Here is a 25,295-nt window from a genome sequence, read left to right on the forward strand (position 1 = left end):
GTACATCGTTGGCTTCTATAACCCGGTACGGCTGCACTCCACACTGGACTACCAGTCACCACAGCACTACGAGGACAAGTTCCACCAGACCACCTAAACACCTGTCTGAAAAAACTTGACCACTACAAGAACACCCGCAGACCATAAACAACCAACGGTTTGCTCCCCTCTCCCGCCCCTGCGGGAGAGGGGCCGGGGGAGAGGGCCGTCGAGCACCAACAACACCTTCGGCCCCCAACTCTTATATAAGATATAAGACATTTGACCCCCAAGTGCAGAAATCGTACAATCGCGGGCACAACGGTGTTTCTTAAACCCTATCACCCCGCAGGCTCCCATGCTCGAAACCTATCGCGCCCATGTCGCCGAACGCGCTGCGCTCGGCATTCCTCCGCTGCCGCTGTCCGCCCAGCAGACCGCCGACCTGATCGAACTGCTGAAGAACCCGCCGAAGGGCGAAGAGCAGAACCTGCTGGAGCTGATCACCTACCGCGTGCCCGCCGGTGTCGATGACGCCGCCAAGGTCAAGGCCTCGTACCTGGCCGCCGTCGCGCTGGGCAAGGAAACCTGCCCCCTGATCGACCGCGCCCGCGCCACCGAACTGCTGGGCACCATGCTCGGCGGCTACAACATCTCGCCGCTGATCGAGCTGCTCGATGACGCCGATGTCGGCTCGGTTGCCGCCGAGGCGCTGAAGAAGACCCTGCTGATGTTCGATGCCTTCCACGACGTCAAGGAAAAGGCCGACAAGGGCAACGCCAACGCCCGTGCCGTCCTGCAAAGCTGGGCCGACGCCGAATGGTTCACCAGCCGTCCGGAAGTCCCGCAAAGCCTGACCATCACCGTCTTCAAGGTGCCCGGCGAAACCAACACCGACGACCTGTCGCCGGCCCCGGACGCCACCACCCGCCCCGACATCCCGATGCACGCCCTCGCCATGCTGAAGAACAAGCGCGAAGGCGCCGCGTTCCAGCCCGAGGAAGACGGCAAGCGCGGTCCGGTCAAGTTCATCGAATCGCTGAAAGAGAAGGGCCACCTCGTCGCCTACGTCGGCGACGTGGTCGGTACCGGCTCCAGCCGCAAGTCCGCCACCAACTCGGTGCTGTGGTTCACCGGCGAAGACATCCCCTTCGTGCCGAACAAGCGCTTCGGCGGCGTGTGCCTGGGCGGCAAGATTGCCCCGATCTTCTACAACACCATGGAAGACGCCGGCGCCCTGCCGATCGAACTCGACGTCTCCAAGATGGAAATGGGCGACGTCATCGAGCTGCGTCCCTATGAAGGCAAGGCCCTGAAGAACGGCGAAGTCATCTCCGAATTCCAGGTCAAGTCCGAAGTGCTGTTCGACGAAGTGCGCGCCGGCGGCCGCATTCCGCTGATCATCGGCCGTGGCCTGACCGGCAAGGCCCGCGAAGCGCTGGGCCTGCCCCCGTCGACCCTGTTCCGCCTGCCGCAGAACCCGGTCGACACCGGCAAGGGCTTCACCCTCGCCCAGAAGATGGTCGGCCGCGCGTGTGGCCTGCCCGAAGGCAAGGGCGTGCGCCCGGGTACCTACTGCGAACCGAAGATGACCTCGGTTGGCTCGCAGGACACCACCGGCCCGATGACCCGCGACGAACTGAAGGATCTGGCCTGCCTCGGCTTCTCCGCGGATCTCGTGATGCAGTCGTTCTGCCACACCGCCGCCTATCCGAAGCCGGTCGACGTCAAGACGCACCATACCCTGCCGCAATTCATCAGCACCCGCGGCGGCATCTCGCTGCGCCCGGGCGACGGCGTCATCCACTCGTGGCTGAACCGCATGCTGCTGCCCGACACCGTCGGCACCGGCGGCGACTCGCACACCCGCTTCCCGATCGGCATCAGCTTCCCGGCCGGCTCGGGCCTGGTCGCCTTCGCGGCTGCCACCGGCGTCATGCCGCTGGACATGCCGGAATCGGTGCTGGTCCGTTTCAAGGGCAAGATGCAGCCCGGCGTCACCCTGCGTGACCTGGTCAACGCCATCCCGCTGTATGCCATCAAGCAGGACCTGCTGACCGTTGCCAAGCAAGGCAAGAAGAACATCTTCTCCGGCCGCATCCTCGAAATCGAAGGCCTGCCCGACCTGAAGGTCGAGCAAGCGTTCGAACTGTCCGACGCCTCCGCAGAGCGTTCGGCCGCCGGCTGCTCCGTGCGCCTGAACAAGGAACCGATCATCGAGTACATCAACAGCAACATCACGCTGCTGAAGTGGATGATCGCCGAAGGCTACCAGGACGCCCGCAGCCTCTCGCGCCGCATCAAGGCCATGGAAGCGTGGCTGGCCGATCCGAAGCTGCTCGAGCCGGACGCCGACGCGGAATACGCCGCCGTCATCGAAATCGACCTGGCCGACGTGCACGAGCCCATCGTCGCCTGCCCGAACGACCCGGACGACGTCAAGACCCTGTCCGATGTCGCCGGCGCCAAGATCGACGAAGTGTTCATCGGCAGCTGCATGACCAACATCGGCCACTTCCGTGCAGCATCGAAGCTGCTGGAAGGCAAGCGCGACATCCCGGTCAAGCTGTGGGTCGCCCCGCCGACCAAGATGGACCAGAAGCAGCTGACCGAGGAAGGCCACTACGGCGTCTTCGGCACCGCTGGTGCGCGTACCGAAATGCCGGGCTGCTCGCTGTGCATGGGCAACCAGGCACAGGTTCGCGAAGGTGCCACGGTGATGTCGACCTCGACCCGCAACTTCCCGAACCGTCTGGGCAAGAACACCAATGTGTATCTGGGTTCTGCCGAACTGGCGGCCATCTGCTCCCGTCTGGGTCGGATCCCGACCAAGCAGGAGTACATGGAAGACATCGGCGTCATCAATGCCAATGGCGACAAGATCTACCGCTACATGAACTTCGATCAGATCGAGGATTTCAAGGGCGTGGCGGATACGGTGACGGTTTGAGGCACCGAATGCTGGCGGGTTGAATCTGCTGGCTGGTGTTTGGAAGAAGAAAGCCCCGGAGGTGTGAGCCTTCGGGGCTTTTTTTGCTTGTAGCTGGCCGTAGTGGCGGCGCAGGAGAAGCTCGATCATTGGAGTGCCCTGCCGGTCGTCGCCTTATTTAGGTCGTGGTCTGGGCCCGTCGTGTTGCTCATAGTGGAGGTCGCAAACTTAGCGGGAGCGGTTGGCGGATTTGCTTCCGACCGGCGGCTGTCGTCAACCCGTTGTGGACACCCGAGCTTCTTCAAAGCAGTCGTTTTTGCCGATGCCATCCCCGCTCAACTAGCGCTTGTCCACGCAAAGGAGAGACTTCATGACTCAGGCGTGCCTTTGGCGTGCTGAGTCACACCTACCCTCGAGGGTAGGGGGCATGGCTACATGCGGATCCTCTACAATCCCGCATCGCTCACTTTGCCGATACACACGGAAATGCGGATCATTTTGGCCATTCTTGCAGCGGTCGCACTCTCTGGATGTACAGTTTATTCAAAGGTAAAACTATATGATGGACTGGTGAGAGACGCTGACAGCGTGGCGCAACTGTATGTCGATCCACATGTGGTTGTGCGTCGCTTTGATAATAAGACCGAAAAGCCTGGTGAAAGAGCTCTGGTACATTCCGCTGGGAAACGCCGTGAGATAGTCGAAATGTTGCCCGGCGAGCATGAGGTTGAAGTGCAGTTCTTTCTGCTTTGTCGAAAGTCAGAAGTCGCAACAATGCGATTTTTCGCGGAAGCCGGAGAAAGATATCGGCTTACTTATGATATCGGCCCAAATAGTGCTTGGTGGCGACCAAAGATTACTAAGTACGGCGGCGAGGAGATAACGGATCAGGCGAGCATGTTCGATTCAATGTGCCGCGTTCAAATAATCAGAATTTTGAGATAAAACGCCACGTTCGACTTGTTGCTCATTTTCAGGAGTACTGCCAAGAGGTGCCGCCCGGGCGACCTCGCCGCGGCCAGAAATCTCAGGATCGTGTGCGAACCAGATCTGTGAGTCAGCAGATCGATGAAGAATGTGCAAGCCTGCCACCTGTCAGGGGTCGCCCCTGCCACCCTATAGAATGACGCCTCGTGCGACTGCGGCAACAACACCATGCCACCCCTCAATGCGCTCCCCGGCAATCTTCGCAACTGGGCAAGGCGCATCAAACGCGATGGCGTCACCTTATGGTTCGCTTGCCGCCATCCCGCTACCCCGAAGCTGACGAAGATCCTCTGCGCCTTCGTCGTCGCCTACGCGCTCAGCCCGATCGACCTCGTTCCGGACTTCATCCCGGTGCTCGGCTACCTTGACGAGATAGTGCTTCTGCCGGCGCTGATCTGGCTGGCAGTTCGCCTGATGCCCAGGGACGTTCTTGCGGTGTGCCGGTCGCAGGCGGAACGATGGATAGCGGAACGAAAGGCAAGGCCGACCAGCTACTGGGGCATAGCGCTGGTGCTATGTGTATGGATCCTGCTCGCCTGCAGCCTCTGGATGGCCTTCCGATAGTCGGGACAAAGGGAGCGGACCATCCGCGATTGGCCGACGCGCATCCCGACATCCACGCGCAACTGCTTGATGTGATTCGCCGCAGGGCTGACGTAAACACTGTTTGAGCTTCAGAGGCGCGCCCCCTGCCGATACCCCCCGAAAGAGGGGTGCTTCGCCCTCCCGTCCCATCCGTTATTCCACGGGGCGCACATACCGTCGAGCCCTTAACCGATGTGGATAACAACATGATTCAAAGCAGGATTGCGCTCGTCGCCAGCATCTGCGCAGCAGCCGTTGTATTGGCCGGCTGCGAGACCACGAATTCGATTCCCTACAAGGCATCTGCCGCCAACGTCATCGCCATTCAGCAAAGCTTGCAGCCGAAGAAGGTCAGCGTCGCCGACGTGGGCCTGGCTCCGGGCGTGGACGAGAGCCCGCTGTGCCGGCTGAACGGTCCGGTGAAGGTCGCGCCGGGCAAGACGCCTTCGCAGTACATCAAGGACGCGCTGCAGGAAGAGATTCTGTTGGCGCAGTCGTATGACATCAAGGGCGCGCCGATCGAAGGGCGGATCGAGGAGCTGAAGTTCAGCTCGGTCTCGCCGGCATATTGGCAGATCACGATGGCGGTGAAGTCGCCGGTGGACAACGGTTACAAGGTGTCGGTGAAGTACCCCTTCGACACCAGCTGGACCGCTGCCGGCGCCTGCAAGAACGTTGCGGATGCGTTCGGTCCCGCCGTGCAGGAGCTGCTGAAGCAGGTCGTGACCAACCCGCAATTCTCGGCACTGGCAGGGAAGTAAGCGGGCAAGGCAAAGGAAAACCCCGGAAGCGAGAGCTTCCGGGGTTTCTTATTGGCACTGCACCCACGGACTTCGGGCGACTACGAGCAGTTGGTTGGACCGCTCCACCGCCACTCTGAATTGCCACCATTCAGTCACCGGTATGTAACCAAATATTCCTACGCTCGCCGGATTACAACGGGGAGCAACAATGCACAACAGACGTGGTTTGTACCACCATTACCGCCGCATCGGCGCCATCGCGGGCCTGCTGTTGGCCTTGGCGGGATGCGGCAGCGATTCCGACGAAACCGCCCACCCGCCAGTGAATCCCGATCCGGCCCCGGCGCCCGCGCCAGCCCCAACGCCACCCGAACAAGCCAAGACTCTGCGCATCGGCGTGTTGCCCGACACGCAGGGCAGCGCTTCCGGCGTCGCGGAGCACCCGATGCGCGCGGCTCTGGACAAGCTCGCACAGGAAGGCGCTTCCATCGTGCTGATGGCCGGCGACCTGACCGAGAACGGCACGGCGGCCGAATACGCGCAATGGCGCGCCATCGCCAGCAATTACACGGACCGCATGGTCCTGCTGCCGATCATGGGCAACCATGACAACAAGGGCATCGACCAGGACTATTTCGACACGGTAAGCGCCCTCATTCCGGCCGACGCGCAACACATGCCGGGCTCGAAGTACAAGAACTACGCGCTGGTGCGCGAGAACGTTCTCTTCATCAATATCTCGTACGACTGGCTGCCATTCGCCTACGACTTCGTCGAGAAGCAGATCCTGCAGCATCGCAATCGTGTCGAGCACATCATCCTGATGACGCACAATCCTCTGGTCGGCAACCGTTACGGCTTGCTTCGCGAGAAGATCCTCGAGGGCTATCTGTCCGAACCCTCGGATGCCGCCTTCCGTGACGTGCATGACAAGCTCCGTGCGCTGTTGGCGGAGAACGATGTGATCTACGTCGCGGGGCACGAGCACATGTACTCGCGCAGCCAGATTCGCGATGCCACGCAGCGCGCCTTCACGCAGATCGTCGCCGGCAGTGCGGCGTACAAGGGCTACGAGAACCGGTATGGCGAACACGAGCAGGTGCAGAATACCGTGATGGTGAAGGTCGCGGCCGACGTCTCGGGATCGATCGATACCAACGTCTCGCTCTTCACGGTGCAAGGCGGTGCCATCGACTACCAGGCCTTCTACGCGCCGCATACGGTGTACGCCAATGCCGATGGCCCGAAGGAGCTGGCCGCGCCGTCCTGGCGTCTGTTCGATCGGTTCACGCGGACTGCCACGCGCTGCGACAAGATGGTCTATCCCTCCAGCGTGCCGGCCGGCATCCAGAGCAACAACGTCTACGACCCCAGCTATCGCACCAGCGCGTGCGCGTCGCCCGCGGGACATAACGCGCGCATCCTGGACGGGCGCAATACCCTGTTCAACCGCTATGACACGCGCACGCGCAGCATGGCGGTCGAGCCGGGCGTGACGTTTGCCAGTACCAATCGCGAGCTTCAGTCGCTGATGTACCGCTACATGTTCATTGGCGATGCAAGCTGGCGTCGCAACCTGAACAATAGCCAACGCGCACGCGTCATCAACGAGGGTACGGCGAGCGAAGCGGTGGAGATCCGCGAGACCACCATCGATCTCGCCAAACTGGTGTCGCTGTCGTGGAAAGCCAGCGCGGGCAATACGCTGTCGGACGTGCTGGTGGTCTCCGGCATCAGTGGCCAGACCGGGATGTACACCGACCCCTACGGCCGGTTGAAGGACATCACGGCGGAAACGGGCTTGCCCGGCAGTCTTGGCGATGGCTCGGAACAGGGCAAGGCGCCGGTCACGTTGCCGGCAGGTGCCACCCGCGAGTGGGAACTGAAGCCGGGCAAGACGGGACATGCCTACGTGCTGGAATTCTCGCTGCCCAAGGACACAGCCACCGATGCGGTCGCGCTCGCTCGGTGGGATGGCCAGCGTTGGATTGCTCTCGCCGACGCGGGATGCGTGAGCAGGCAACCGTATCGCGCGGACTTCCTCGAAAGTTCGCAGCCGTCCGACGTGGCTGGCGCTTGCGCAGGCGATGCGCTTGTCGGTCTGGACGCGGCACGCGGCGCCTTCTGGGCGCGGCTGCATGAGGATGGCCAGTTCGCAATCATCGCCAGGAATTCGGCTACTCGATAGCTGCCGATCGGCTCCTCGGCAGGATAGGCCCCGGAGGTGCGAGCCCCGGGGCTTTCTGCTTCATGCGCAATCCCGCTACGAAATGGATCCGGGCTCCGCACCGGGTGCTGGTGGGGTGCGGGTTGTATTGAGCTGCGCGGGAATATACAATCCATGTACGTTCCATATATGGAGAGCAGGGTGGGCATAGTCAATATCGACGACGATCTGCACGATCAGCTACGCAAGGCGAGCGCGGTATCGTGCCGGTCCATCAACGCACAAGCCGCCTTCTGGATAAAGGTCGGCATGCTCAGCGAGATGAATCCCACGCTGTCTTTCAATGACATCGTGGCACGAGAGCTGAGAGCCGCTGGAGTCGTCGCGCAACCGATGAAAGCCGCATCGGCATGATCAAGACGCCGGGGGAGATCGCCTTGCTTGCGGAGTCGGGCAGGTTGCTGGCGGACGTGTTCGTCTATTTGGACGGACTGGATCTGATGGGGATGTCGACCATGCAGGTCAACGATCTGGTGGAGAACCTGATCGTGGAGCGACTGCAAGCGCGGCCGGCCAGCAAGGGGCAATACGGCTACGCCTTCTCGCTCAATGCATCCCGCAACAACGTGGTCTGCCACGGGGTTCCCGCGACCACGGACGTCCTGCGAAGCGGGGACATCGTCAATTTCGACATCACGCTGGAGAAGAACGGCTATATCGCCGATTCCAGCAAGACCTATCTGGTGGGCAACGTGTCACCGCCGGCCAGGCGGCTGGTGCAGGTGGCTTATGAATCGATGTGGAAAGGGATCAGGGCGGTGCGTCCGGGCGCGCGACTCGGCGACGTCGGCTATGCGATCGAGCGGCATGCCAGGACGAACGGCTATTCGATTGTGAAGGAATACTGTGGCCACGGCATCGGGCGGGAGATGCACGAGGAGCCGCAGGTATTGCATTGGGGCAGGCCGCACTCGGGCTTGATGCTGCGAGAGGGCATGGTGTTCACCATTGAACCGATGGTGAACGAGGGCCGGGCCGCCGTTTTTACCGAGGACGATGGCTGGAGCGTCGTTACGCGCGATGGCAAGTTGTCGGCGCAGTTCGAGCACACCGTGGCAGTGACTCGTGATGGCGTGCGGGTATTGACCCTGCGTCCCGGAGAAATCAGGCGCAGTTGAAGCTGGCGTAGTAGTTGAACGCGAAGAAAGCCCTGGAAGCGAAACCTTCCGGGGCTTTTTCCTTCGAAGAACGTCAGGCAGCCAACGACGCGCTGTCGATGACGAACCGATACTTCACGTCGCCCTTGAGCATCCGCTCGTAAGCGTCATTGATTTGATCCGCGCGAATCATTTCAATGTCGGCGACAACGCCATGCTCCGCACAGAAGTCCAGCATCTCCTGCGTTTCGGGAATGCCGCCGATCAGAGAGCCGGCAAGGCTGCGGCGTTTCATGATCAGGTTGAAGACCTCGGGCGAGGGATGCGGCGTGGCTGGGGCACCGACAAGCGTCATGGTTCCATCCCGCTTGAGCAGCGTGAAGAACGCATCCAGGTCATGCGGTGCCGCTACGGTATTGAGGATAAAGTCCAGGCTCTTCGCATGGGCTGCCATCTCGTCGGGGTTGCGAGAGACGACGACCTCATCCGCACCGAGAGCCAGCGCGTCGGTTCGCTTCGATTCGGAGGTGGTGAAGGCAACGACGTGCGCGCCCATCGCATGCGCGAGCTTGATGCCCATGTGGCCCAGGCCGCCGATGCCAACCACGCCTACCTTGTGACCGGGGCCGACTTTCCAGTGCCGCAGCGGAGAGTAGGTGGTGATGCCTGCGCACAACAGCGGCGCGACGGCGGCCAGGTCCGCTTCGGGATGGCGAATGCGCAGGACATAGCGCTCGTGCACGACGATCTGCTGGGAATATCCGCCCAGCGTATGGCCGGGCGGGTCCTGCGTGGGACCGTTGTAGGTGCCGACCATGTTGTCGCAGTAGTTCTCCAGTCCCGCCTCGCACTCGCTGCAGTGCTGGCAGCTGTCGACGATACAGCCGACGCCGACAAGATCGCCTTCCTTGAAGCCGGAGACGTGCGCGCCCACGGCGCTGACTCGCCCGACGATCTCGTGGCCGGGGACACAGGGGTAGAGGGTGCCCGCCCATTCCGAGCGGACCTGGTGGAGGTCGGAATGGCAGACGCCGCAATAGGCGATGTCGATCTGAACGTCATGGGCACCCGGTTGGCGCCGGGCGATGTCGAGCGATTCGAGGGGCCGGTCGGCGGCTTGTGCGCCGTAAGCTTTGACGGTCAACGTAGTTCTCCTGGGGAGGGTTCGAGGTCTCGGGCGGCGAGCTTCCCTTCCGAGCGCGAGGTGAGCGACGCAAGTCCGCCGGCGATGAGCAGTAGCAGGGCGCTCGCCTCCAGCGTGCTGCGATAGCCGAATGTGTCGAAGAGCGCGCCACCGACAGTGGAGCCCATGGCGATCGACAGCTGAACGGTGGCGACCATCAGGCCCCCGCCCGCCTCCGCGTGCTCCGGAAACGTACGCGCGACCCAGCTCCACCACCCCACGGGCGCCGCGGTGGCGACCAGTCCCCACACCGCAAGCAAGGAAATGACCGCGGCGGTCTGGTGACCGAGGACGGCCAACGCGAGTGCGATGACGGACATCAGCACGGGAATTGCCGCCAGTGTGCCGTACATCCCTCGGTTGAGGACAGTGCCGATCAATGTGGTGCCGACGAATCCGGCGATACCGATAACCAATAGGACCAGCGAGAGGGTGCGAGGTTCGACGCCCGTTACCGTTTCGAGGAAGGGCCGGATATAGGTGAAGAGGGTGAACTGCCCCATGAAGAATGCACCAGCGGCGAGCATGCCGAATGCGACGACCGGCCTGCGCAGATGCGCAAAGATGTTGCCGTGGCGGCCCTCGTCCGGCTTGACGGGCATCGACGGCAGGCTGATCCATTGCCAGATCAGGGCAAGAATTGCGACGGGCACGAGACAATAGAACGCGCCGCGCCAGCCAACCACGGCACCGAGGTAGCTGCCCAGCGGCGCGGCGATGATCGTGGCAAGGGCATTGCCGCCATTGAAGACCGCCAGCGCACGAGGAACCTGGGCAGGCGGAACGAGGCGCATGGCGACGGCAGCGGACATGGACCAGAAGCCGCCGACGACGACACCGATCAGCGCACGACCCGCCATATAGGCCAGATAGGTCGGTGCGATGGCGATGATGGCGCTCGACGCCGCCATCAAGGCGGTCAGGCCCAGCAGCAGGGTCTTGCGGTTGATGCGCCCGGCGAGCATGGAGATGAAGAGGCTGGTGACGACCGCGAATGCGCCGGAGATGGCGATACCCTGGCCTGCCATGCCTTCGGTGACGCGTAGTTCCTCGGCCATCGGTGTGAGCAAGCTGACGGGCATGAACTCGGAGGCGATCAGCGCGAAGACGCACAGGGTCATCGCGAAGACGCCGCTCCAATGGCTGGAGGCCGATGGGCAGACACCGGAAGACGCTCCGGTCGGGCGTTGCACTGAAGTTTCCATGGAGCGGCATTCTGTGCGGGATTGGCGCGCGAGACTAGATCATCAATCCACATTGCCGATATGAAGCCGGTTCATCAATAGCGGGGGCAGTATTGGCACGGTGCCTGGCGGTCGGATCGGAACCATTTATCGATTCGGCTCATAACACTATGCGCATGAGCTAATGAATCCACAGCAGGCTTCTCCGCTACCATCCCGCGATCCCCTATCTGTCTCCTACCCGTCCCTACTGTTCCTTCGAACCCGATGACATCGCTGAAGATCAACGGCAAGGTCCACGACGTGGATCTTTCCCCCGATACCCCCTTGCTCTGGACCCTGCGCGACGAACTTGGCTACACCGGCACGAAGTTTGGCTGCGGCATGGCGCTGTGCGGTGCGTGCACCGTCCACGTGGATGGCCAGCCGGTGCGCTCCTGCGTGACGCCAGTTTCGGCGGTGGGCGGCAAGCCGGTCCGCACGATCGAGTCAATGGCGTCGGACCCGGTCGGCAAGGCGGTGCAGGACGCATGGGTGGAACTGGGCGTGGCCCAGTGCGGGTACTGCCAGGCGGGCCAGATCATGACCGCGACCGCGCTGCTCAAGAGCAACCCGAAGCCGACGGACGAGGAGATCGTGGCGGGGATGAGCGGCAACCTCTGCCGGTGCGGTGCCTATCAACGCATCAATGCAGCGGTGCGGCTGGCATCGCAACGCCTGCAGGGCAACCGGACGGGAGCGAAGGCATGACCCGCGCCGACAACCATTCCTTGGAGCAACCGTCGCGCCGCCGGGTGCTGCAAGCCGGCGCGGCTTTCGTGTTGTCGCTGCAGTTCGGCGGACTGATCGCGAAGGCGAGCTCGGCCGAGGCAGACGACGCTGCCGCCGGCAAGTCGGCACCGAAGTACGGCGCCGACACCATGCCCGGCGGCGTCGTCGACGATCCGCTGGTGTTCGTCTCTCTCGCCCGGGACGGTACGGTGACCATCATCGCGCACCGCGCCGAGATGGGAACGGGCGTGCGGACCAGCCTGCCGATGGTCGTTGCCGACGAGATGGAGGCCGACTGGAGCCGTGTGAAGATCGTGCAGGCCGACGCCAACGAAGCGCGCTACGGCAGCCAGAACGTGGACGGCTCCCGCAGCATGCGGCATTTCCTCGCGCCGATGCGCCGCGTGGGTGCCGCCGCGCGGCAGATGCTGGAGGCGGCTGCCGCGGCTCAATGGCAGGTGCCGGTTGCCGAAGTGGCGGCCCGCAACCATGAGGTGATCCACCTGCCGACCGGCCGGCGGCTGGGCTATGGCGCATTGGCGGACGCGGCCATGCGGCAGCCGGTGCCCACGCAGGCGCAGCTGAAGCTGAAGCAGCCCGAAGCGTTCCGCTATATCGGCAAGGGCAGGATCGTGCCGACCGACAGCCGGGACATCACGCAAGGCAAGGCGATCTACGGGATCGACGTGCGCCTGCCGGGCATGCTCTACGCCGTGATGGCACGGCCACCGGTTTATGGCGGCAAGCTGCGCAGCGTCGATAGCACGGAGGCGATGAAGGTGCCGGGCGTGCTGCGCGTGATCGAGATGAAGGGCTTCGACGGTCCGCCCTTGTTCAATCCGGTCGGCGGCGTTGCCGTGGTGGCGAAGAACACATGGGCAGCAATGCAGGGCCGTGCGGCATTGAAGCTGCAGTGGGACGATGGTCCCAATGCCGGTTACGACTCGAAGACGTTCCGCGGTGCGCTGGAGGCGGCGGTGCGTCAGCCGGGCAAGCCGCTGCGCAACGACGGCGATGCAGTCGGCGCGCTGGCAGCCGCCGGCGCGAAGGGACAGCGCACGGTCTGCGCCGAGTACTACATTCCCCATCTCGCGCATGCCTCGATGGAGCCGCCGGTCGCGACCGCGCGGTTCGTCGGCGGCAAGTGCGAGATCTGGGCGCCGTCCCAGGCCCCGCAGGGCGCCCTGGAGAGCGTCGCCGGGCATCTCGGAATGAAAGCGGAGGACGTGACGCTGCACGTCACGCTGCTCGGCGGCGGGTTTGGCCGCAAGTCGATGGCAGACTTCATCTCCGAGGCAGCACTGGTATCGAAGGCAATGGGCGGCAAGCCGGTCAAGCTGCAGTGGACGCGCGACGACGACATCCGGCACGACTACTACCACACGGTGTCGGTCGAGCGGATGGAAGCCGCGCTCGATGCGGATGGCAAGCCTGCGGTGTGGCGCCACCGCTCGGCGGCGCCGACGATCGCCTCGACCTTCGCGGTAGGGGCAAAGGGCAAGGCCGAGTTCGAAGCGGGCATGACGGCCATCAACATTCCGTTCCAGATTCCGTCGATCCGTCTGGAGTCGGCGGACGTGCCGGCGCACACGCGCATCGGCTGGTTCCGCTCGGTCTCCAATATCCCGCACGCCTTCGCCGTGCAGAGCTTCGTTGCGGAGCTGGCGCACGAGGCCCGCCGGGATCCGAAGGACTACCTGCTGGAGCTGATCGGTCCGCCGCGCAGGATCGATCCCGCGGCGCTGTCGGACAAGTGGAATTACACCGAATCGCCCGACCTGTACCCGCTCGACACCGGCCGGATGCGCGCCGTGATCGAGGAGGCCGCCAGCCGCGCGGGTTGGGGACGGAAGCTGCCCAAGGGACATGGTCTTGGCATCGCGATGGCCTATAGCTTCGTGACCTATGTCGCGACAGTGGTGGAAGTGACGGTCGACGAGAAAGGCCAGATTTCGATCCCGCGTGTCGACATGGCGATCGACTGCGGACCGCAGGTCAATCCGGAGCGCATCCGCTCGCAGGTCGAAGGCGGCTGCGTGATGGGCGTCAGCCTGGCGATGCTCGGCGAGATTTCGTTCGAGCAAGGCCGGGTCAAGCAGAGCAACTTCCACGACTTCGAGATCCTGCGCTCGCACATGGCGCCGGGCGCCATTCATACCTGGATGGTGGGCGGCGGCTTCGATGTGCCGCCCGGTGGCGTAGGCGAGCCGCCGGTGCCGCCGATCGCTCCGGCGTTGTGCAATGCGATCTTCGCCGCGACAGGCGTGCGCATCCGCTCGCTGCCCATCCGCGACCAGCTGGCGCAGGCCTAGCGGCGGCTGCCGTCGGGCCGATGGCGGATGGCGTCGATCACGATCTTCAGCGCGCGGGAGGACTGACGGCGGCTCGGGTAGAACGCGTGATAGCCCGGGAAGGTCGGGCACCAGTCCTCCATCACGCGGACCAGTCGGCCGGCTTCCACATAGGGCTGCACCATCGGATAGGGCAGGAACGTCAGGCCAAAGCCGTCCAGCGCGGCATTCAGCATCTGGTTGGTGCTGTTGCAGATGACCTGCCCCTCGACGCGCGCCTGCACTTTCTTCGATCCCTTGGCCAGTTCCCAGGCATACAGGCCGCCGCTGGTGGCCAGCCGCAGATTGATGCAGCGCTGCCCGAGCAGGTCCCGCGGCGTCGCCGGTTTCGGGCGGCCCTTGAAGTACGAGGGGGCGCCCACGATCGCCATCTTCACGTCGGGGCTGATGCGGACCGCGATCATGTCCTTCTCGATCTGGTCCCCAAAGCGCACGCCAATGTCATAGCGCTCGCCGACGATATTGGTCAGGCCATAGTCGACCGTCAGCTCGACGTTCAACTCCGGGTATTGCGGCAATACCTTGGCCAGTCGCGGCCAGATGATCGCGTCGATGGGGTGGTCCACCGACGTGATCCGGATGGTGCCGGCGGGGCGCTCGCCAAGTTCGGCCACGGCCGAGAGGTCGGCCTCGATTTCCTCGAACTTCGGCCCCAGCGAGCGAAGCAGCCATTCTCCCGCGTCGGTAGTGGACACACTGCGCGTGGTGCGCGTCAGCAGCCGCACGCCGAGTTTGGCTTCGAGTCCGCGGATGGTGTGGCTCAGGGCCGATTGCGTGACGCCAAGTCTGGCAGCGGCGCGGGTGAAGCTGCGCTCCTTCGCTACGGTGACGAGGGCGAGCAGGTCGTTGAGGTTATGACGGGGCATGGGCGGCTATACGGTGGCGGGTGTTGCGCCAGCCGCCATTATCGGCCCAACGGCTGGAATCGATCGCTAGACCTGCTGCTGAAACGCGAGCAGATAGCCATTGCAATCGATCAAGGCGAACTCGATGGACCCATAGCGCATGCGCTGCAACGGCCAGGCCATGGTGGCCCGGCCCTTCACCGACTCGTAGAACGCTTCGACGTCCGGGATGGTGCAATAGATCGTCCCGGTAAGAGCGGGCGGTGCGTTCCACAAATCCTGCTCGGTGAACAGCAGCTTGCAGCCGTGCCGCTCCACCGTGATGGTGTTCTGCTGCGATGCGCGGACATCGAAGCCCAGCGCCGCATACCATGCTTCGGTTTGCCGCAGGTCGGTACAGTAAAGCAGCAGGGAAAGAGACATGCTGGCTCCGTTCATCGGTGGGGAACAGAACAGTCGAGGATGAGCGGCACCGGCCGCGTCACGATGGCGCCCTGGGCGGCGCGTGCCGTGCCAGAAATCGGTCCAGCTGACCGGCGAATGCCTTGCTGTCCTGCGCGGAGTACGCCGCCGGCCCTCCGGTATCGATGCCCGATGCCCGCAGCTGATCCATGACCTCGCGCATCGTCAGCCGCTCCTGGATGTTCTCCCGCGTGAACCAGTTGCCTCGGGGGTCCAGCACATGCGCCCCCTTGTCCAGCGCAGCGGACGCCAGTGGAATGTCGGCTGTCACCACGAGGTCGCCGGGCGCGGCCAGTTCGACAATGCGCTGGTCAGCCACGTCGAAGCCGGCCGGGACTTGCAGAGCCTTGATGAAGCGGGAAGGCGGCGTGCGCAGGTACTGGTTTGCGACGAGCGTGACACAGACCTGGACGCGCTGGGCCGCGCGAAAGAGCATTTCCTTGACCACAACGGGGCAGGCGTCTGCGTCGACGAGTACTTGCATTGCGATGATTCCTTGAAAGGGCTCGCCCATGATACTGGCGGTGGGCCATTGGGCCGGCTCATTCGCCCGGCTCATTGGCCCCCCTACCGGCTGCGCTTGACCATCGCCACGATGACCTCGATCAGCTCATCCCGCGCCTGCTCCTCGGTGAGGTCGCCGGCAACCACCGCATGAGACAGCGAATCCGCCGCCCCCAGCATCGCCCACAGCCCCCCCGCAGACACGCCGCCTGGCCCGGAGAACGGCGCCAGAATCGTGCGGCACTTCGCGATGAACGCCTGCTCGTACTGGCGTTTGAGCGTTGCGAGTTCGGGCGAGCCGTTCAGCGCAGACAACACATCCGGCATTTCGCGCCCCTGTGTCAGCACGCAATCGACATAGCTGGCCGCAATCACCCGCGCCTTGTCTTTCAGCGTGGGGCGGCTCGCCGCGATGGCAGCGTCGATGATGGCGGTCTGCCGTTCGTCGAAATCCTGATAGAGCGCGGCCAGCAGTCCATTGCGGGTGCCGAAGTGATCGTAGACGACCGGTTTGGCGACTCCCGCAAGTTCCGCCAGGCGCCCCATGGTCAGGGCGTCGGATCCTTCTTCCCTGACAAGTTTCCAGGCGCAGTCGAGCAGTTGCCGCTGCCGCTGGTCGCGCGGCAGTCTGCGGCGCGGTGACGGGGACGGGCCTGCTGGGTCGTCCCCGGACGAGGTGCGCTTCGGTTGTGGAGGCATTCCGTGCTACGAGAAGAGGTGCTGGCCGATCTGGCGCGCCCTGGCGATGTGCGAAGTTGCGGTTTCGAAGTCCGAAGGTAGCAGAAGTTCGGACGTCGCGACAGGCGCGCCACAGTATCCGAAGATGCCGTGATCGATCTGCGTCTTCATGGCGTTGGCATAACCGTGCCGGTCGTAGGTGCCCATATTCGCGCCGCCGATGCCGACCAGGTGGACGGCAAGATGGCCGAGCTTCTTCACTGTCTTGCCCCCCGGTTCTTCCTCGTAGGCCCAGCCGTTGGTGAACACGCGGTCGATCCAGCCCTTGAGCATGCCCGGGAACGACCACCAGTAGACGGGGAAAACCAGCACCAGCGCATCCGCCCGCTCCAGTCGGGCGTGCTCAGCGGCGACGTCGGGCGGTGGCGGGGCTTCGCGCAGATGCAGGGCCAGGTCTGCCGCCGTGAAGCGAGGGTCGAAGCCCTCGGCGGCAAGGTCGGCGATCTCGAAGGTGTGCGTTTGGCCGGATGCGGACAAGCCAAGTCCGATCTCTTCTCCGACGGCATGGGTCAAGGATTTCGGATTGGGATGCGAAACGACGATCAGTGCGTGCATGATGGCTCCCCTCTGGGATAACGTTACCTACGAATGGTAGGATACCTTTGGTAGATTTGCTTGACCATGCTGCTTGAAGGGCGATTTCGCGACCCGGGAGCCGCTTGGCGGGTCGCCGGTGACAGCACAGCGGCTTGCTGGGCCACCGTCACTGCTCGGCGAAACACTGCACAAGAAAGTCGACCACCGCGCGAACGGCCGGCAACTGGCCGCGCCGGTGCGGCATCAGGATCGATGTCATGACTTCGCCCGCCGTCCATTGCGGCAGGACACGCCGGACGTCGCCTTCCTGCAGCGCCCGGCGACAGATGGACTGCGGCAGGCAAGCCACGCCCAGGCCCGCCACCGCGGCGCACAGCAGCGCGGTCGATTCGTTCGCTGTCATCCGGGGCAGCGGGCTGACGGCGATGGTCTGGCCGTCGCGGTGCAGTCGCCAGCTGGTGGCCAGCTTTCCTGTCAGCAAGCCATCGTGCCGGCTCAACGCCTCGGGGCTTTCCAGCGGAGCACTGACTTCGAGATAGCGGGGCGAGGCGACGAGGATGATCGGCTCGGTGGACAGCAGCCGCTGCACCAGATCGGAATCGGGCAGCGGCGCGAAGTGGCTGCGGATGGCCAGATCGAAGCCCTCCTGTGCCACATCGACGAAGCGGTCCGACACATCGAGTTGCAGATGCAGCCTGGGATAGACTCGCGCCAGCTCGGGCAGGCGCGGCGCGAGGGCGTGCTGGGCGACCGGGACCGAGGCGGTCAGCCGCACCGTGCCGGCAGGTTCGGCCACGCGCTGGCGTACCACGTCCTGCGCGGCCTCGGCCTCGATCAGTGCCGCCCGCGCGTGCTCGTGGAAGGCTTGTCCAACGTCAGTGAGGGCGAAGCTGCGGGAGTTGCGATGGATCAGCCGCGCCCCCAGCTGCTGCTCCAGCTCCGCTACCCGCTTGCTCAGGGTGGACTTGGGTATGCCAAGCTGGCGGGAGGCCGCGGCGAAACCGCCGTGTTCGACGGCGGCAGCGAACAGCACGAGATCGTTCAGGTTCAGCATGGGGGACAGGGGGGCTGCAAAGTCCACAGGCGTGGACGATGCGTTGAATTTTTGCCGGCTACCGCCGCAATGTCCAGCGATCTACAGTCCTCCGTGTCGACCGGCCCTCCGGCTGGTCCCATATTCGGAGAACTGACCATGACCCCCATCCTGTTCTATGGCGTCCCCTCGGGATGCTCCTTCGGTTCCATCGTCGCGCTGGAATGGCTCGGGCAGCCCTATCGCCTGTGCCGTATCGACATGCCCGACGTCGTGACCAGCGAAGCGTTCCGCCGTATCAATCCCGTTGGCGAAACCCCGGCGCTGGCTACCGAAAGCGGGGCGATCGTCACCGAAAGCATGGCAATCCTCAACTGGATCGGCGCACGAGGCATGGAGCATGGGTTGGGGTTTGCGCAGGGCACCGAGGCATTCGACCGACTCAATCGGATGCTGGGCTACCTGAATACGACCTTCTTTGGCGCCTTCGCGCCTTTGTGGCATCTGTATGAGCATGCCAGCGACGACACGGCCAAGGCGGTGCTGCGCGAATATGGCGCGGTGAAGGTCAGGAAGGCACACGAGCAGCTTGACGCCATGCTTGGCGACGGCCAGTGGCTGCTGGGCGATCGTCCCAGCGTGGCGGACGCGTACTTCGCTGGCATTGCACGCTGGACCGACTATCACGGCGTTGTCAGCCGCTCCGATTACCGGAATCTGGATCGGCTGTATCGCAAGCTGCAGGCCGATCCGGCGGTGCGCTTCGCGCACGGGGGCGAGGCGGGCGAGCCAGTGCGCTCGGCCGCAGGCCTCGTGGATCAAATCGGACTGGACGAGGCGTGGCTGGAGATCGCGGCCGCGCAGCGGGAGAGGCTGACGCGGGCGTGACCGTACCGTTCACGTTGCGGCTTGCGGGACGTCCAATCAGGACTTGTGGCGATAGTTGATGCGGCCTTTGGTCAGATCGTAAGGCGACATCTCGAGCGTGACCCGATCCCCGGCGAGAACGCGAATGCGGTTCTTCTTCAGGCGTCCCGACGAATAGGCCCATACCTCGAAGCCGTTCTCGAGGACAACGCGAAAGCGGTTGTCAGGAAGGACTTCGGACACCTTGCCGCCAAATTCCACCAATTCTTCTTTAGCCATTTTTTACTCCGGTGTAGTGAGACAGGGTTATTGCATGAAGCGGTGGCGGTTCTGCAGGCCGTTCCCATTTGCCGCCGGTCGCATGCCGGCGACCGCGCTGTCGCCGGCGCGGCGAGCGGCCTGCTTGGCCTTCGCTTCGGTCGCGAACGTGATGTGGCGCAGGGAAACGTTGGCCACGACACGTTCGTAGCCGTCTCGATACTCCGAGATCATGTAGCTGCCGAACCAGAGGCCGGGTTCTTGCTCAATCGGGAAAACGGAAACGGTAAAAGGAGTGGAGCTGTGATTCAAATTGTTCTCTGTTCTGCGCCGATGCAGCGGTCAGCATGATGTGCCGGACCGGATTCGTCGCAACCACCGTGTGTGATGGTGGTCTTTGGGTAAGAAGGGGGCGCGTCGTTGCCTCGCTTGCGCGGGCGGTGACATGCGCGTGATGCTTGACCAAACTTGCGCACCTCAGCAGCTGTACAGGGGCTGGGTTGCGGAGCGGGCGCGTGCCGCTGGTCGTTCTGGTTACGGGCAGCAGTTGCCCTGAAAGCCCGATGTACACCGGGTGGCCGATGACGCTTTTCTAGTGGTGATGTCGTACAGCGGCGCCTGCGTCGAGATTGTCGACGGGAGACCGCATAGTAGCACCCTTGTGCATTCCTTGCCGGCGCCCGCTGTGCCGGGAGGGAACACCGGCAGATTCACGCGCACGTTGACGCCGATGCGGTATGCCTGTATAACCAATCGGGCAGGATCTTCAAGTTAGCCTCACAGCGTCAGCTGCGCACCCTCCTGGGGCCACTTTCTCTCCATGTTTCTTCTTGATCGTCATGCCTTGTCCGTATTTTCCGCGGGCGAGAATCTATCAGGAGTTCCTACATGGATACCGGTACCGTAAAGTGGTTCAACGAGTCGAAGGGTTTCGGCTTCATTTCGCCTGACGCAGGCGGCGACGATCTGTTCGCGCATTTTTCCGAAATTCAGGGCAACGGCTTCAAGACGCTGCAGGAAGGCCAGAAGGTGCGTTACGTTGCGGGCATGGGCCAGAAGGGTCCGGCTGCGACGAAGATCGAAGCGGTCTGAACCCGCTCAGCGCTGGATGAAAAAACCCCGCCAGGATTGGCGGGGTTTTTTGTTTTGGGCGTTCGGCGCGGCCCGGCGTCCGGGCCGCGCATCGCGCTTCAACGCGGCGCGGAGGGACTGCCCTTCTCGAACACTTTCTCTCCTGCAACCCAGGTCTGCTCCACCTGGATCTTCCAGATATCGGCCGGCGCGACCTTGAACAGGTCCCGATCCACCAGGATGAAGTCCGCCCACTTGCCCGGTTCCAGCGACCCCAACGTCTTCTCCTGATGCTGTGCGAACGCCGCGTCCAGGGTGAACGCGCGGAACGCCTGCGGCAGGGTCATCGCCTCTTCCGGATGCCAGCCGTGGATCGGACGACCTTCATGGTCGGTACGCGTGACCGCGGCATGCAGGCCATAGAACGGGTTCGCCGACTCCACCGGGAAGTCCGAACCCCCAGCGATGACCGTGCCCTGCTTCAGGAAGGTCTGCCATGCATAGGCGCCCTTGATCCGCTCCTTGCCGATACGGTCTTCGGCCATGTTCATGTCGCTGGTCGCGTGGGTCGGCTGCATCGACGCGATCAGGTCCAGCGCCTTGAAGCGCGGGATATCCGGCAGCGATACCACCTGCGCGTGCTCGATGCGGTTGCGCAATTCGCGGCCGCCGACATCCTTGTAGGCCACTTCCATGGCGTCGAGCACCTGATGGTTGGTCTTGTCCCCGATCGCATGGACGTTGACCTGGAAGCCGGCCTTGAGCGCCGCCTTCACACTGGCCTGCATCGCGGCATCGCTCATGAAGAGCAGGCCGCTATGCGCATGGTCGTCGGTGTACGGTTCCATCAATGCGGCGCCGCGGCTGCCCAGCGCGCCGTCGCCGTACAGCTTGACCGAACGCAGGTGGTAGCGGTCGTTGCCGTAGCCGATCACCGGACCCTTGGCCGACAGGGCCTTGAAGTCGTCTCCGGTGTCGCGGATCATCGCGTAGATGCGCGTGGTCAGCTTGCCCTGGTCGGCGAACTCGCGGTAGATGCGGTCGTCGGTCACCGTGACGCCGGCATCGCCGACAGCCGTCAGCCCGAGCCCGTTCATGTGCGAGAGGGCGGCGCTCAGTGCCGCGCGGCGATCGTCGTCCGAGTAGGGCGGGATGACGCCGTTGACCAGCGCCATGGCCTTGTCGACCAGCACGCCGGTGGGGTTGCCGCTGGCGTCCCGTTCAATGCGGCCGCCCACCGGATCCTTGGTGTCGCGCGTGATGCCGGCCGCCTGCAGGGCCTTGGTGTTCAGCCACGCGGCGTGGCCGTCCACCCGTACCAGCCGTACGGGGCGGTCCGACACGGCGGCATCGAGTTCCGCGGCGGTGGGGAAGCGGCCCAGCTTCCAGTTGACCTGATTCCATCCATAGCCGAGCAGCCATTGGCGCTGCGGGTTCTTCTGACCGTAGGCGCGAATCCGGGATTGGGCTTCCTGCAGCGACCGCGTATCGGACAGCGAGATCTCGGTGGTCTTGAAGCCAAGGCGGAACACGTGCCCATGGGCGTCGATCAGGCCCGGCAACAGCGTCTTGCCCTTGCCGTCGATGCGCGTTGCGTCGGGATACTGGCTGCGCAGCGCGGCGGCGTCGCCGGTGGCGATCACCTTGCCGTGGTCGAACACCAGGCCGCTGAAGGTGGCGAGCTTGTCGTTCTGCAGGGTGTAGCCCTGCACCGACTCCACCAGCGTGGGCGCGGCGTGGACCTGCAGGGCGGCCATGGCGGCCAGCGCCAGCAGGCTCGTGCGGACGGATTTCTTCACGTTGACTCCTTGTTGTCGTGCTGGGTTTCTTCTTGTGGTGTTGTCGAAAGCGCCCGGGGCGGCGCTCGGGTGGTGCCCTATTCGCCGGCCGCTGCGCCCACGCCGCGCAAGGTGGGGGCATTGGTGTCGGGCAGCGCGGGGAATTGCATGTCGGCGTAGCGCACGAAACGCGTCTTGCGCTTGATGCGGTAGCCGAGCCAGATCAGCAGGAAGATGGGGATGCCGATATAGGTCGCCGCCACCGACACCCAGTCGATATTGCCGGCGGTGAATGCCTGATAGTTCTGGCCCAGCGTCACGATCATGCACAGCGCGAACGCGAAGATCGGGCCATACGGGAAGAAGGGAGAGCGGTAGGGGAGCCGGTTCAGGTCGTGCCCCTGCGCGACGAATCCCTTGCGGAATCGGTAGTGGCTGGCGGCGATACCGAGCCACGCAATGAAGCCGGTCATGCCGGACAGGCTGAGCAGCCAGAGGTAGACCGCCTTGCTTTCGAACAGCGAGGTCAGGAAGCACAGCCCGCCGACGGCGGTGGTCGCCAGCAGCGCCATCAGCGGCACGCCGTTGCGCGTCAGCCGCGCGAATACCTTCGGTGCGCGCCCTTCCGTGGCAAGGTTGTAGAGCATCCGGGTGGAGGCGTACATGCCCGAGTTGCCCGCCGACAGCACGGCAGTCAGGATCACCGCGTTCATCACGCCGGCGGCGAAGGCGAGGCCCGCGTTGCGGAACACCAGGGTGAACGGGCTCACGCCCACGGTTTCGACGTCGCTCTTGAGCAGGCTCGGATCGGTGTAGGGAATCAGGATGCCGATGATGAGGATGGCCAGCACGTAGAACAGCAGGATGCGCCAGAACACCTGCCGCACGGCGCGCGGAATGTTCCTGGCCGGGTCGGCCGACTCACCGGCGGCCACGCCGATCAGCTCGGTGCCCTGGAAGGAAAAGCCGGCGATCATCGCCACGCCGATCAGTGCCGGCAGCCCGCCGACGAATGGCGCGTCACCGGCGGTCAGGTTGGCGAGCCCCTGCGCGTGCGAGAAATCGCCGCGCATGATGCCAAAGATCATCAGCGTGCCGATCACGATGAAGGCGATCACGGTGACGACCTTGATCAGCGCAAACCAGTATTCCGCCTCGCCGAAGCCGCGCACCGAGATTGCATTGAGCGCGAACATCAGCCCAAGGAAGAGCGCACTCCATAGCACGCCCGGCGTATCGGGGAACCAGTACTGCATGACCAGCTGGGCCGCGGCCAATTCCACCGCAATGGTCACCGCCCAGTTGTACCAGTAGTTCCAGCCCAGCGCGAAGCCGAAACCCTCGTCGACATAGCGTGCACCATAGGTGGCGAACGACCCCGACACTGGCATGTAGGCGGCAAGCTCGCCCAGGCTGGTCATCAGGAAATAGACCATCGCGCCGATCAGGATATAGGCCGCCAGCGCGCCGCCGGGGCCGGCCTGGGCGATCGTCGCGCCGGATGCGACGAAAAGGCCGGTGCCGATCGAACCGCCAATGGCGATCATGGTGAGATGGCGCGCGCGCAACGTGCGGCGCAGCCCGGGCGCGTGCGCGCCTTCTTGTGCTTTCATTGACAGGACAGGTAAGCAGGCGCCGAACCTGTCCCATGGCATCAAGGCTCAGGCGCGGCGCATCGGTTCTCGGGGGGCGGTCTCCATCGCCCGCCGACCGGATGGATGGGCGGCATCATAAGAGAAAACGGAGGTGGGGGAAAGCCGTGGAAGGCCGGAAAGGGAATCGGGTTTGCATCCGCGACAGCCAGGGCATGAGCCAGGGCATGCTTGTGGGTAGTCAAGTCAACGCCGCAATCCCGCCATCCCAGACAATGCGCCCATGGCCTGCCGCATGAAGTCCAGCAGTTCCCCGCTGGCCCAGGAGCCGGCGGCCAGATCGGGTTCGCTCATCATCGCCTGCCGGAATTTCGCGTGGGTGGCAGGATTGTCGCCCGCGTAGCTGCGAAACAGGTCCAGCCAACGCCGCGCCAGTTCGATGCCGGCGCGCGAGTCTGGCGCGGTGCCTGTTTCCAGGGCCTGGCGCACGTCCGCCATCAGCTGCGGCCACTCGCCCGCGCGCTTGCCGTAGTTGGCGCGCATATAGGCGGCCTCTTGCGGCGACAGATACCTCTCGTAGATCCGCATCTGCCTCTCCGAGAACGCACGCAGCACGTAGTCCAGCAGGCGGGGCGAGACGCCCATCTGTTCCTGCAGCGCGGGCTCCTGCTCATGCATCGAGTTCAGTTTCACCAGCAGCCGCGGGTCGCCACCGGTGTCGCGCACCAGCATTTCCATCCAGCGCAGGGCCAGTTGCCGAGGCCGCTCGTCCTCTGCCGGGACCCCGGCGTCCAGCTGCGCCTGTACTTCGGCCACCAGCGCCGGCCACTCCGGATCGTTGGCCTGGCGATTGCGGTACAGCGGCATGCGGTCGAGTTCGTCCTGGGAGAAGTACTTGTCGTACACGGTCATCAATTCCAGCGTGGTCAGCCAATCGGCCAGCTCGGGTTCCGCGCCATCGAGCAGCTGCTCGCGCAACTGCGCAAGGCGTTGGCGCAACTGGCCGGCCTGTTCGATCTGGCGGTCCAGCATGTCGATCTGGCGGGAGACCAGGTCGGCGAGCGCGGTGTCGGGTTGGTCCAGATAGGCGCCGATCTCGGCCAGCGACAGTCCGAAGCGACGCAGCGCCTGGATCTGGTGCAGCCGCGCGATATCCTCCCGACCGTAGAGCCGGTAGCCGTTCTCGGCGCGCGCCGAAGGGGCGAGCAAGCCGATTGCGTCGTAGTGATGCAGCGTGCGGACCGTCAGTCCGCAGCGGCGGGCCAGTTCTCCAACTTTCAGTCGCACGTGATTCACCTCTGTCGGTTGCGCAAGCCGAACGATGAGGCATTACGTTACGTCAGGGTCAAGGGCGGTTGCAATGCCGCATCTTCGGCACTTGCTGCCCGTCAGGGGACGCGGAATGAAAAAGACGGGCGTTGCGCCCGTCCCTCTCACTGCTGAAAATCACCCTGTCGTCCCCGCGAAAGCGGGGACCCAGCGGCTTTCAAAGACGCTGGATTCCCGCTTTCGCGGGAACGACGTGTTGGTTGTTCAAGCGCTGTCAGCAATCCAGGGCGGGCATTGCGCCCATC

General features: G+C 64.0%; 24 protein-coding genes. 11 read left to right on the top strand and 13 right to left on the bottom strand.

What is annotated here, in order from left to right; translation table 11 throughout:
• Window positions 1-337 precede the first annotated feature (337 nt).
• From acnB to map, 7 genes are all read left to right on the top strand, one after another.
• The gene (gene acnB, locus K6V06_RS15975; protein ID WP_222244982.1) at window positions 338-2,929 is read left to right on the top strand and encodes a bifunctional aconitate hydratase 2/2-methylisocitrate dehydratase; all 2,592 of its coding nucleotides are present in this window, start codon (window positions 338-340) and stop codon (window positions 2,927-2,929) included.
• Between the two features lie 414 nt (window positions 2,930-3,343).
• Window positions 3,344-3,853 carry a hypothetical protein gene (locus K6V06_RS15980; protein ID WP_222244984.1) on the top strand — a complete coding sequence of 170 codons (510 nt, stop codon included), beginning with the start codon at window positions 3,344-3,346 and terminating at the stop codon, window positions 3,851-3,853.
• 210 nt (window positions 3,854-4,063) lie between these two features.
• Window positions 4,064-4,459, top strand: a complete 396-nt coding sequence (locus K6V06_RS15985; protein ID WP_222244986.1) for a YkvA family protein — start codon at window positions 4,064-4,066, stop codon at window positions 4,457-4,459.
• A gap of 215 nt (window positions 4,460-4,674) precedes the next feature.
• Window positions 4,675-5,241, top strand: a complete 567-nt coding sequence (locus K6V06_RS15990) for a hypothetical protein (protein WP_370637482.1) — start codon at window positions 4,675-4,677, stop codon at window positions 5,239-5,241.
• Window positions 5,242-5,431: 190 nt separating this feature from the next.
• Window positions 5,432-7,411, top strand: coding sequence for a metallophosphoesterase (locus tag K6V06_RS15995; RefSeq protein ID WP_222244988.1), 1,980 nt, complete (start codon window positions 5,432-5,434; stop codon window positions 7,409-7,411).
• A gap of 180 nt (window positions 7,412-7,591) precedes the next feature.
• On the top strand, window positions 7,592-7,804 hold the full coding sequence (locus K6V06_RS16000; protein WP_222244991.1) for a ParD-like family protein: 213 nt from the start codon (window positions 7,592-7,594) through the stop codon (window positions 7,802-7,804).
• Window positions 7,801-8,568 (top strand): type I methionyl aminopeptidase, encoded by a 768-nt coding sequence (gene map / locus K6V06_RS16005; protein WP_222244993.1) that lies wholly within the window; start codon window positions 7,801-7,803, stop codon window positions 8,566-8,568. Before K6V06_RS16000 ends, map begins: the two co-directional genes overlap by 4 nt.
• Before the next feature lie 73 nt (window positions 8,569-8,641).
• On the opposite strand, the gene K6V06_RS16010 is transcribed toward map, so the two are convergent.
• The gene (locus tag K6V06_RS16010; RefSeq protein WP_222244995.1) at window positions 8,642-9,691 is read right to left on the bottom strand and encodes an NAD(P)-dependent alcohol dehydrogenase; all 1,050 of its coding nucleotides are present in this window, start codon (window positions 9,689-9,691) and stop codon (window positions 8,642-8,644) included.
• Window positions 9,688-10,851, bottom strand: a complete 1,164-nt coding sequence (locus K6V06_RS16015) for an MFS transporter (RefSeq protein ID WP_222245140.1) — start codon at window positions 10,849-10,851, stop codon at window positions 9,688-9,690. The genes K6V06_RS16010 and K6V06_RS16015 overlap by 4 nt, the downstream gene beginning before the upstream one ends.
• Window positions 10,852-11,181: 330 nt before the next feature.
• Here K6V06_RS16015 and K6V06_RS16020 point away from each other — a divergent pair, with 330 nt between their 5' ends.
• Together K6V06_RS16020 and K6V06_RS16025 are read left to right on the top strand one after the other, a co-directional pair.
• A complete protein-coding gene (locus K6V06_RS16020) occupies window positions 11,182-11,664 on the top strand; it encodes a (2Fe-2S)-binding protein (protein ID WP_222244997.1) in 483 nt (160 codons plus the stop codon).
• The gene (locus K6V06_RS16025; protein ID WP_222244998.1) at window positions 11,661-13,997 is read left to right on the top strand and encodes a xanthine dehydrogenase family protein molybdopterin-binding subunit; all 2,337 of its coding nucleotides are present in this window, start codon (window positions 11,661-11,663) and stop codon (window positions 13,995-13,997) included. Before K6V06_RS16020 ends, K6V06_RS16025 begins: the two co-directional genes overlap by 4 nt.
• Here the strand turns inward: K6V06_RS16025 and K6V06_RS16030 are convergent.
• The 6 genes from K6V06_RS16030 to K6V06_RS16055 form a co-directional block, all read right to left on the bottom strand.
• Entirely contained in the window at window positions 13,994-14,902 is a 909-nt protein-coding gene (locus tag K6V06_RS16030; protein WP_222244999.1) for a LysR family transcriptional regulator, read from the bottom strand. The genes K6V06_RS16025 and K6V06_RS16030 overlap by 4 nt on opposite strands.
• Window positions 14,903-14,968: 66 nt before the next feature.
• Window positions 14,969-15,304 carry a bleomycin resistance family protein gene (locus tag K6V06_RS16035; RefSeq protein WP_222245000.1) on the bottom strand — a complete coding sequence of 112 codons (336 nt, stop codon included), beginning with the start codon at window positions 15,302-15,304 and terminating at the stop codon, window positions 14,969-14,971.
• Between the two features lie 58 nt (window positions 15,305-15,362).
• Window positions 15,363-15,827 (bottom strand): YaiI/YqxD family protein, encoded by a 465-nt coding sequence (locus tag K6V06_RS16040; protein ID WP_222245001.1) that lies wholly within the window; start codon window positions 15,825-15,827, stop codon window positions 15,363-15,365.
• Window positions 15,828-15,910: 83 nt separating this feature from the next.
• The gene (locus K6V06_RS16045; RefSeq protein ID WP_222245002.1) at window positions 15,911-16,546 is read right to left on the bottom strand and encodes a TetR/AcrR family transcriptional regulator; all 636 of its coding nucleotides are present in this window, start codon (window positions 16,544-16,546) and stop codon (window positions 15,911-15,913) included.
• 6 nt (window positions 16,547-16,552) lie between these two features.
• Window positions 16,553-17,140, bottom strand: coding sequence for an NAD(P)H-dependent oxidoreductase (locus tag K6V06_RS16050; RefSeq protein ID WP_222245003.1), 588 nt, complete (start codon window positions 17,138-17,140; stop codon window positions 16,553-16,555).
• A gap of 148 nt (window positions 17,141-17,288) precedes the next feature.
• Entirely contained in the window at window positions 17,289-18,176 is an 888-nt protein-coding gene (locus K6V06_RS16055; RefSeq protein WP_222245004.1) for a LysR substrate-binding domain-containing protein, read from the bottom strand.
• 138 nt (window positions 18,177-18,314) lie between these two features.
• Here K6V06_RS16055 and K6V06_RS16060 point away from each other — a divergent pair, with 138 nt between their 5' ends.
• Window positions 18,315-19,043: a glutathione S-transferase family protein gene (locus K6V06_RS16060; RefSeq protein WP_222245005.1), complete on the top strand. Its 729-nt coding sequence runs from the start codon at window positions 18,315-18,317 to the stop codon at window positions 19,041-19,043.
• A gap of 36 nt (window positions 19,044-19,079) precedes the next feature.
• On the opposite strand, the gene infA is transcribed toward K6V06_RS16060, so the two are convergent.
• Together infA and K6V06_RS16070 are read right to left on the bottom strand one after the other, a co-directional pair.
• Complete coding sequence (infA, locus tag K6V06_RS16065; RefSeq protein ID WP_133094266.1) at window positions 19,080-19,301, bottom strand: translation initiation factor IF-1; 222 nt, start codon at window positions 19,299-19,301, stop codon at window positions 19,080-19,082.
• Between the two features lie 27 nt (window positions 19,302-19,328).
• Window positions 19,329-19,592, bottom strand: coding sequence for an isochorismatase (locus K6V06_RS16070; protein WP_222245007.1), 264 nt, complete (start codon window positions 19,590-19,592; stop codon window positions 19,329-19,331).
• A gap of 576 nt (window positions 19,593-20,168) precedes the next feature.
• On the opposite strand from K6V06_RS16070, the gene K6V06_RS16075 reads away from it, so the two are divergent.
• Window positions 20,169-20,372, top strand: a complete 204-nt coding sequence (locus K6V06_RS16075; protein ID WP_222245009.1) for a cold-shock protein — start codon at window positions 20,169-20,171, stop codon at window positions 20,370-20,372.
• 98 nt (window positions 20,373-20,470) lie between these two features.
• On the opposite strand, the gene K6V06_RS16080 is transcribed toward K6V06_RS16075, so the two are convergent.
• From K6V06_RS16080 to K6V06_RS16090, 3 genes are all read right to left on the bottom strand, one after another.
• Window positions 20,471-22,150 (bottom strand): amidohydrolase, encoded by a 1,680-nt coding sequence (locus K6V06_RS16080; RefSeq protein WP_222245011.1) that lies wholly within the window; start codon window positions 22,148-22,150, stop codon window positions 20,471-20,473.
• A 77-nt stretch (window positions 22,151-22,227) separates the two neighbouring features.
• Window positions 22,228-23,742, bottom strand: coding sequence for an amino acid permease (locus K6V06_RS16085; RefSeq protein ID WP_222245013.1), 1,515 nt, complete (start codon window positions 23,740-23,742; stop codon window positions 22,228-22,230).
• A gap of 225 nt (window positions 23,743-23,967) precedes the next feature.
• Complete coding sequence (locus tag K6V06_RS16090; RefSeq protein ID WP_222245015.1) at window positions 23,968-25,008, bottom strand: MerR family transcriptional regulator; 1,041 nt, start codon at window positions 25,006-25,008, stop codon at window positions 23,968-23,970.
• Window positions 25,009-25,295 lie beyond the last annotated feature (287 nt).

Origin of the sequence: Cupriavidus sp. AU9028 (assembly GCF_019795295.1) — a bacterium.
Classification (GTDB): Bacteria; Pseudomonadota; Gammaproteobacteria; order Burkholderiales; family Burkholderiaceae; genus Cupriavidus.

Excerpts from the sequence above, each read along its gene's own strand:
- infA (WP_133094266.1), bottom strand. The coding sequence starts at position 19,301 with ATGGCTAAAGAAGAATTGGTGGAATTTGGCGGCAAGGTGTCCGAAGTC.
- K6V06_RS16025 (WP_222244998.1), top strand. The coding sequence starts at position 11,661 with ATGACCCGCGCCGACAACCATTCCTTGGAGCAACCGTCGCGCCGCCGG.
- K6V06_RS16035 (WP_222245000.1), bottom strand. The coding sequence starts at position 15,304 with ATGTCTCTTTCCCTGCTGCTTTACTGTACCGACCTGCGGCAAACCGAA.
- K6V06_RS16015 (WP_222245140.1), bottom strand. The coding sequence starts at position 10,851 with ATGACCCTGTGCGTCTTCGCGCTGATCGCCTCCGAGTTCATGCCCGTC.
- K6V06_RS16060 (WP_222245005.1), top strand. The coding sequence starts at position 18,315 with ATGACCCCCATCCTGTTCTATGGCGTCCCCTCGGGATGCTCCTTCGGT.
- acnB (WP_222244982.1), top strand. The coding sequence starts at position 338 with ATGCTCGAAACCTATCGCGCCCATGTCGCCGAACGCGCTGCGCTCGGC.
- K6V06_RS15985 (WP_222244986.1), top strand. The coding sequence starts at position 4,064 with ATGCCACCCCTCAATGCGCTCCCCGGCAATCTTCGCAACTGGGCAAGG.
- K6V06_RS15980 (WP_222244984.1), top strand. The coding sequence starts at position 3,344 with ATGCGGATCCTCTACAATCCCGCATCGCTCACTTTGCCGATACACACG.
- K6V06_RS15995 (WP_222244988.1), top strand. The coding sequence starts at position 5,432 with ATGCACAACAGACGTGGTTTGTACCACCATTACCGCCGCATCGGCGCC.
- K6V06_RS16020 (WP_222244997.1), top strand. The coding sequence starts at position 11,182 with ATGACATCGCTGAAGATCAACGGCAAGGTCCACGACGTGGATCTTTCC.
- K6V06_RS16055 (WP_222245004.1), bottom strand. The coding sequence starts at position 18,176 with ATGCTGAACCTGAACGATCTCGTGCTGTTCGCTGCCGCCGTCGAACAC.
- map (WP_222244993.1), top strand. The coding sequence starts at position 7,801 with ATGATCAAGACGCCGGGGGAGATCGCCTTGCTTGCGGAGTCGGGCAGG.
- K6V06_RS16040 (WP_222245001.1), bottom strand. The coding sequence starts at position 15,827 with ATGCAAGTACTCGTCGACGCAGACGCCTGCCCCGTTGTGGTCAAGGAA.
- K6V06_RS16050 (WP_222245003.1), bottom strand. The coding sequence starts at position 17,140 with ATGCACGCACTGATCGTCGTTTCGCATCCCAATCCGAAATCCTTGACC.
- K6V06_RS16030 (WP_222244999.1), bottom strand. The coding sequence starts at position 14,902 with ATGCCCCGTCATAACCTCAACGACCTGCTCGCCCTCGTCACCGTAGCG.
- K6V06_RS16045 (WP_222245002.1), bottom strand. The coding sequence starts at position 16,546 with ATGCCTCCACAACCGAAGCGCACCTCGTCCGGGGACGACCCAGCAGGC.
- K6V06_RS16075 (WP_222245009.1), top strand. The coding sequence starts at position 20,169 with ATGGATACCGGTACCGTAAAGTGGTTCAACGAGTCGAAGGGTTTCGGC.
- K6V06_RS16085 (WP_222245013.1), bottom strand. The coding sequence starts at position 23,742 with ATGAAAGCACAAGAAGGCGCGCACGCGCCCGGGCTGCGCCGCACGTTG.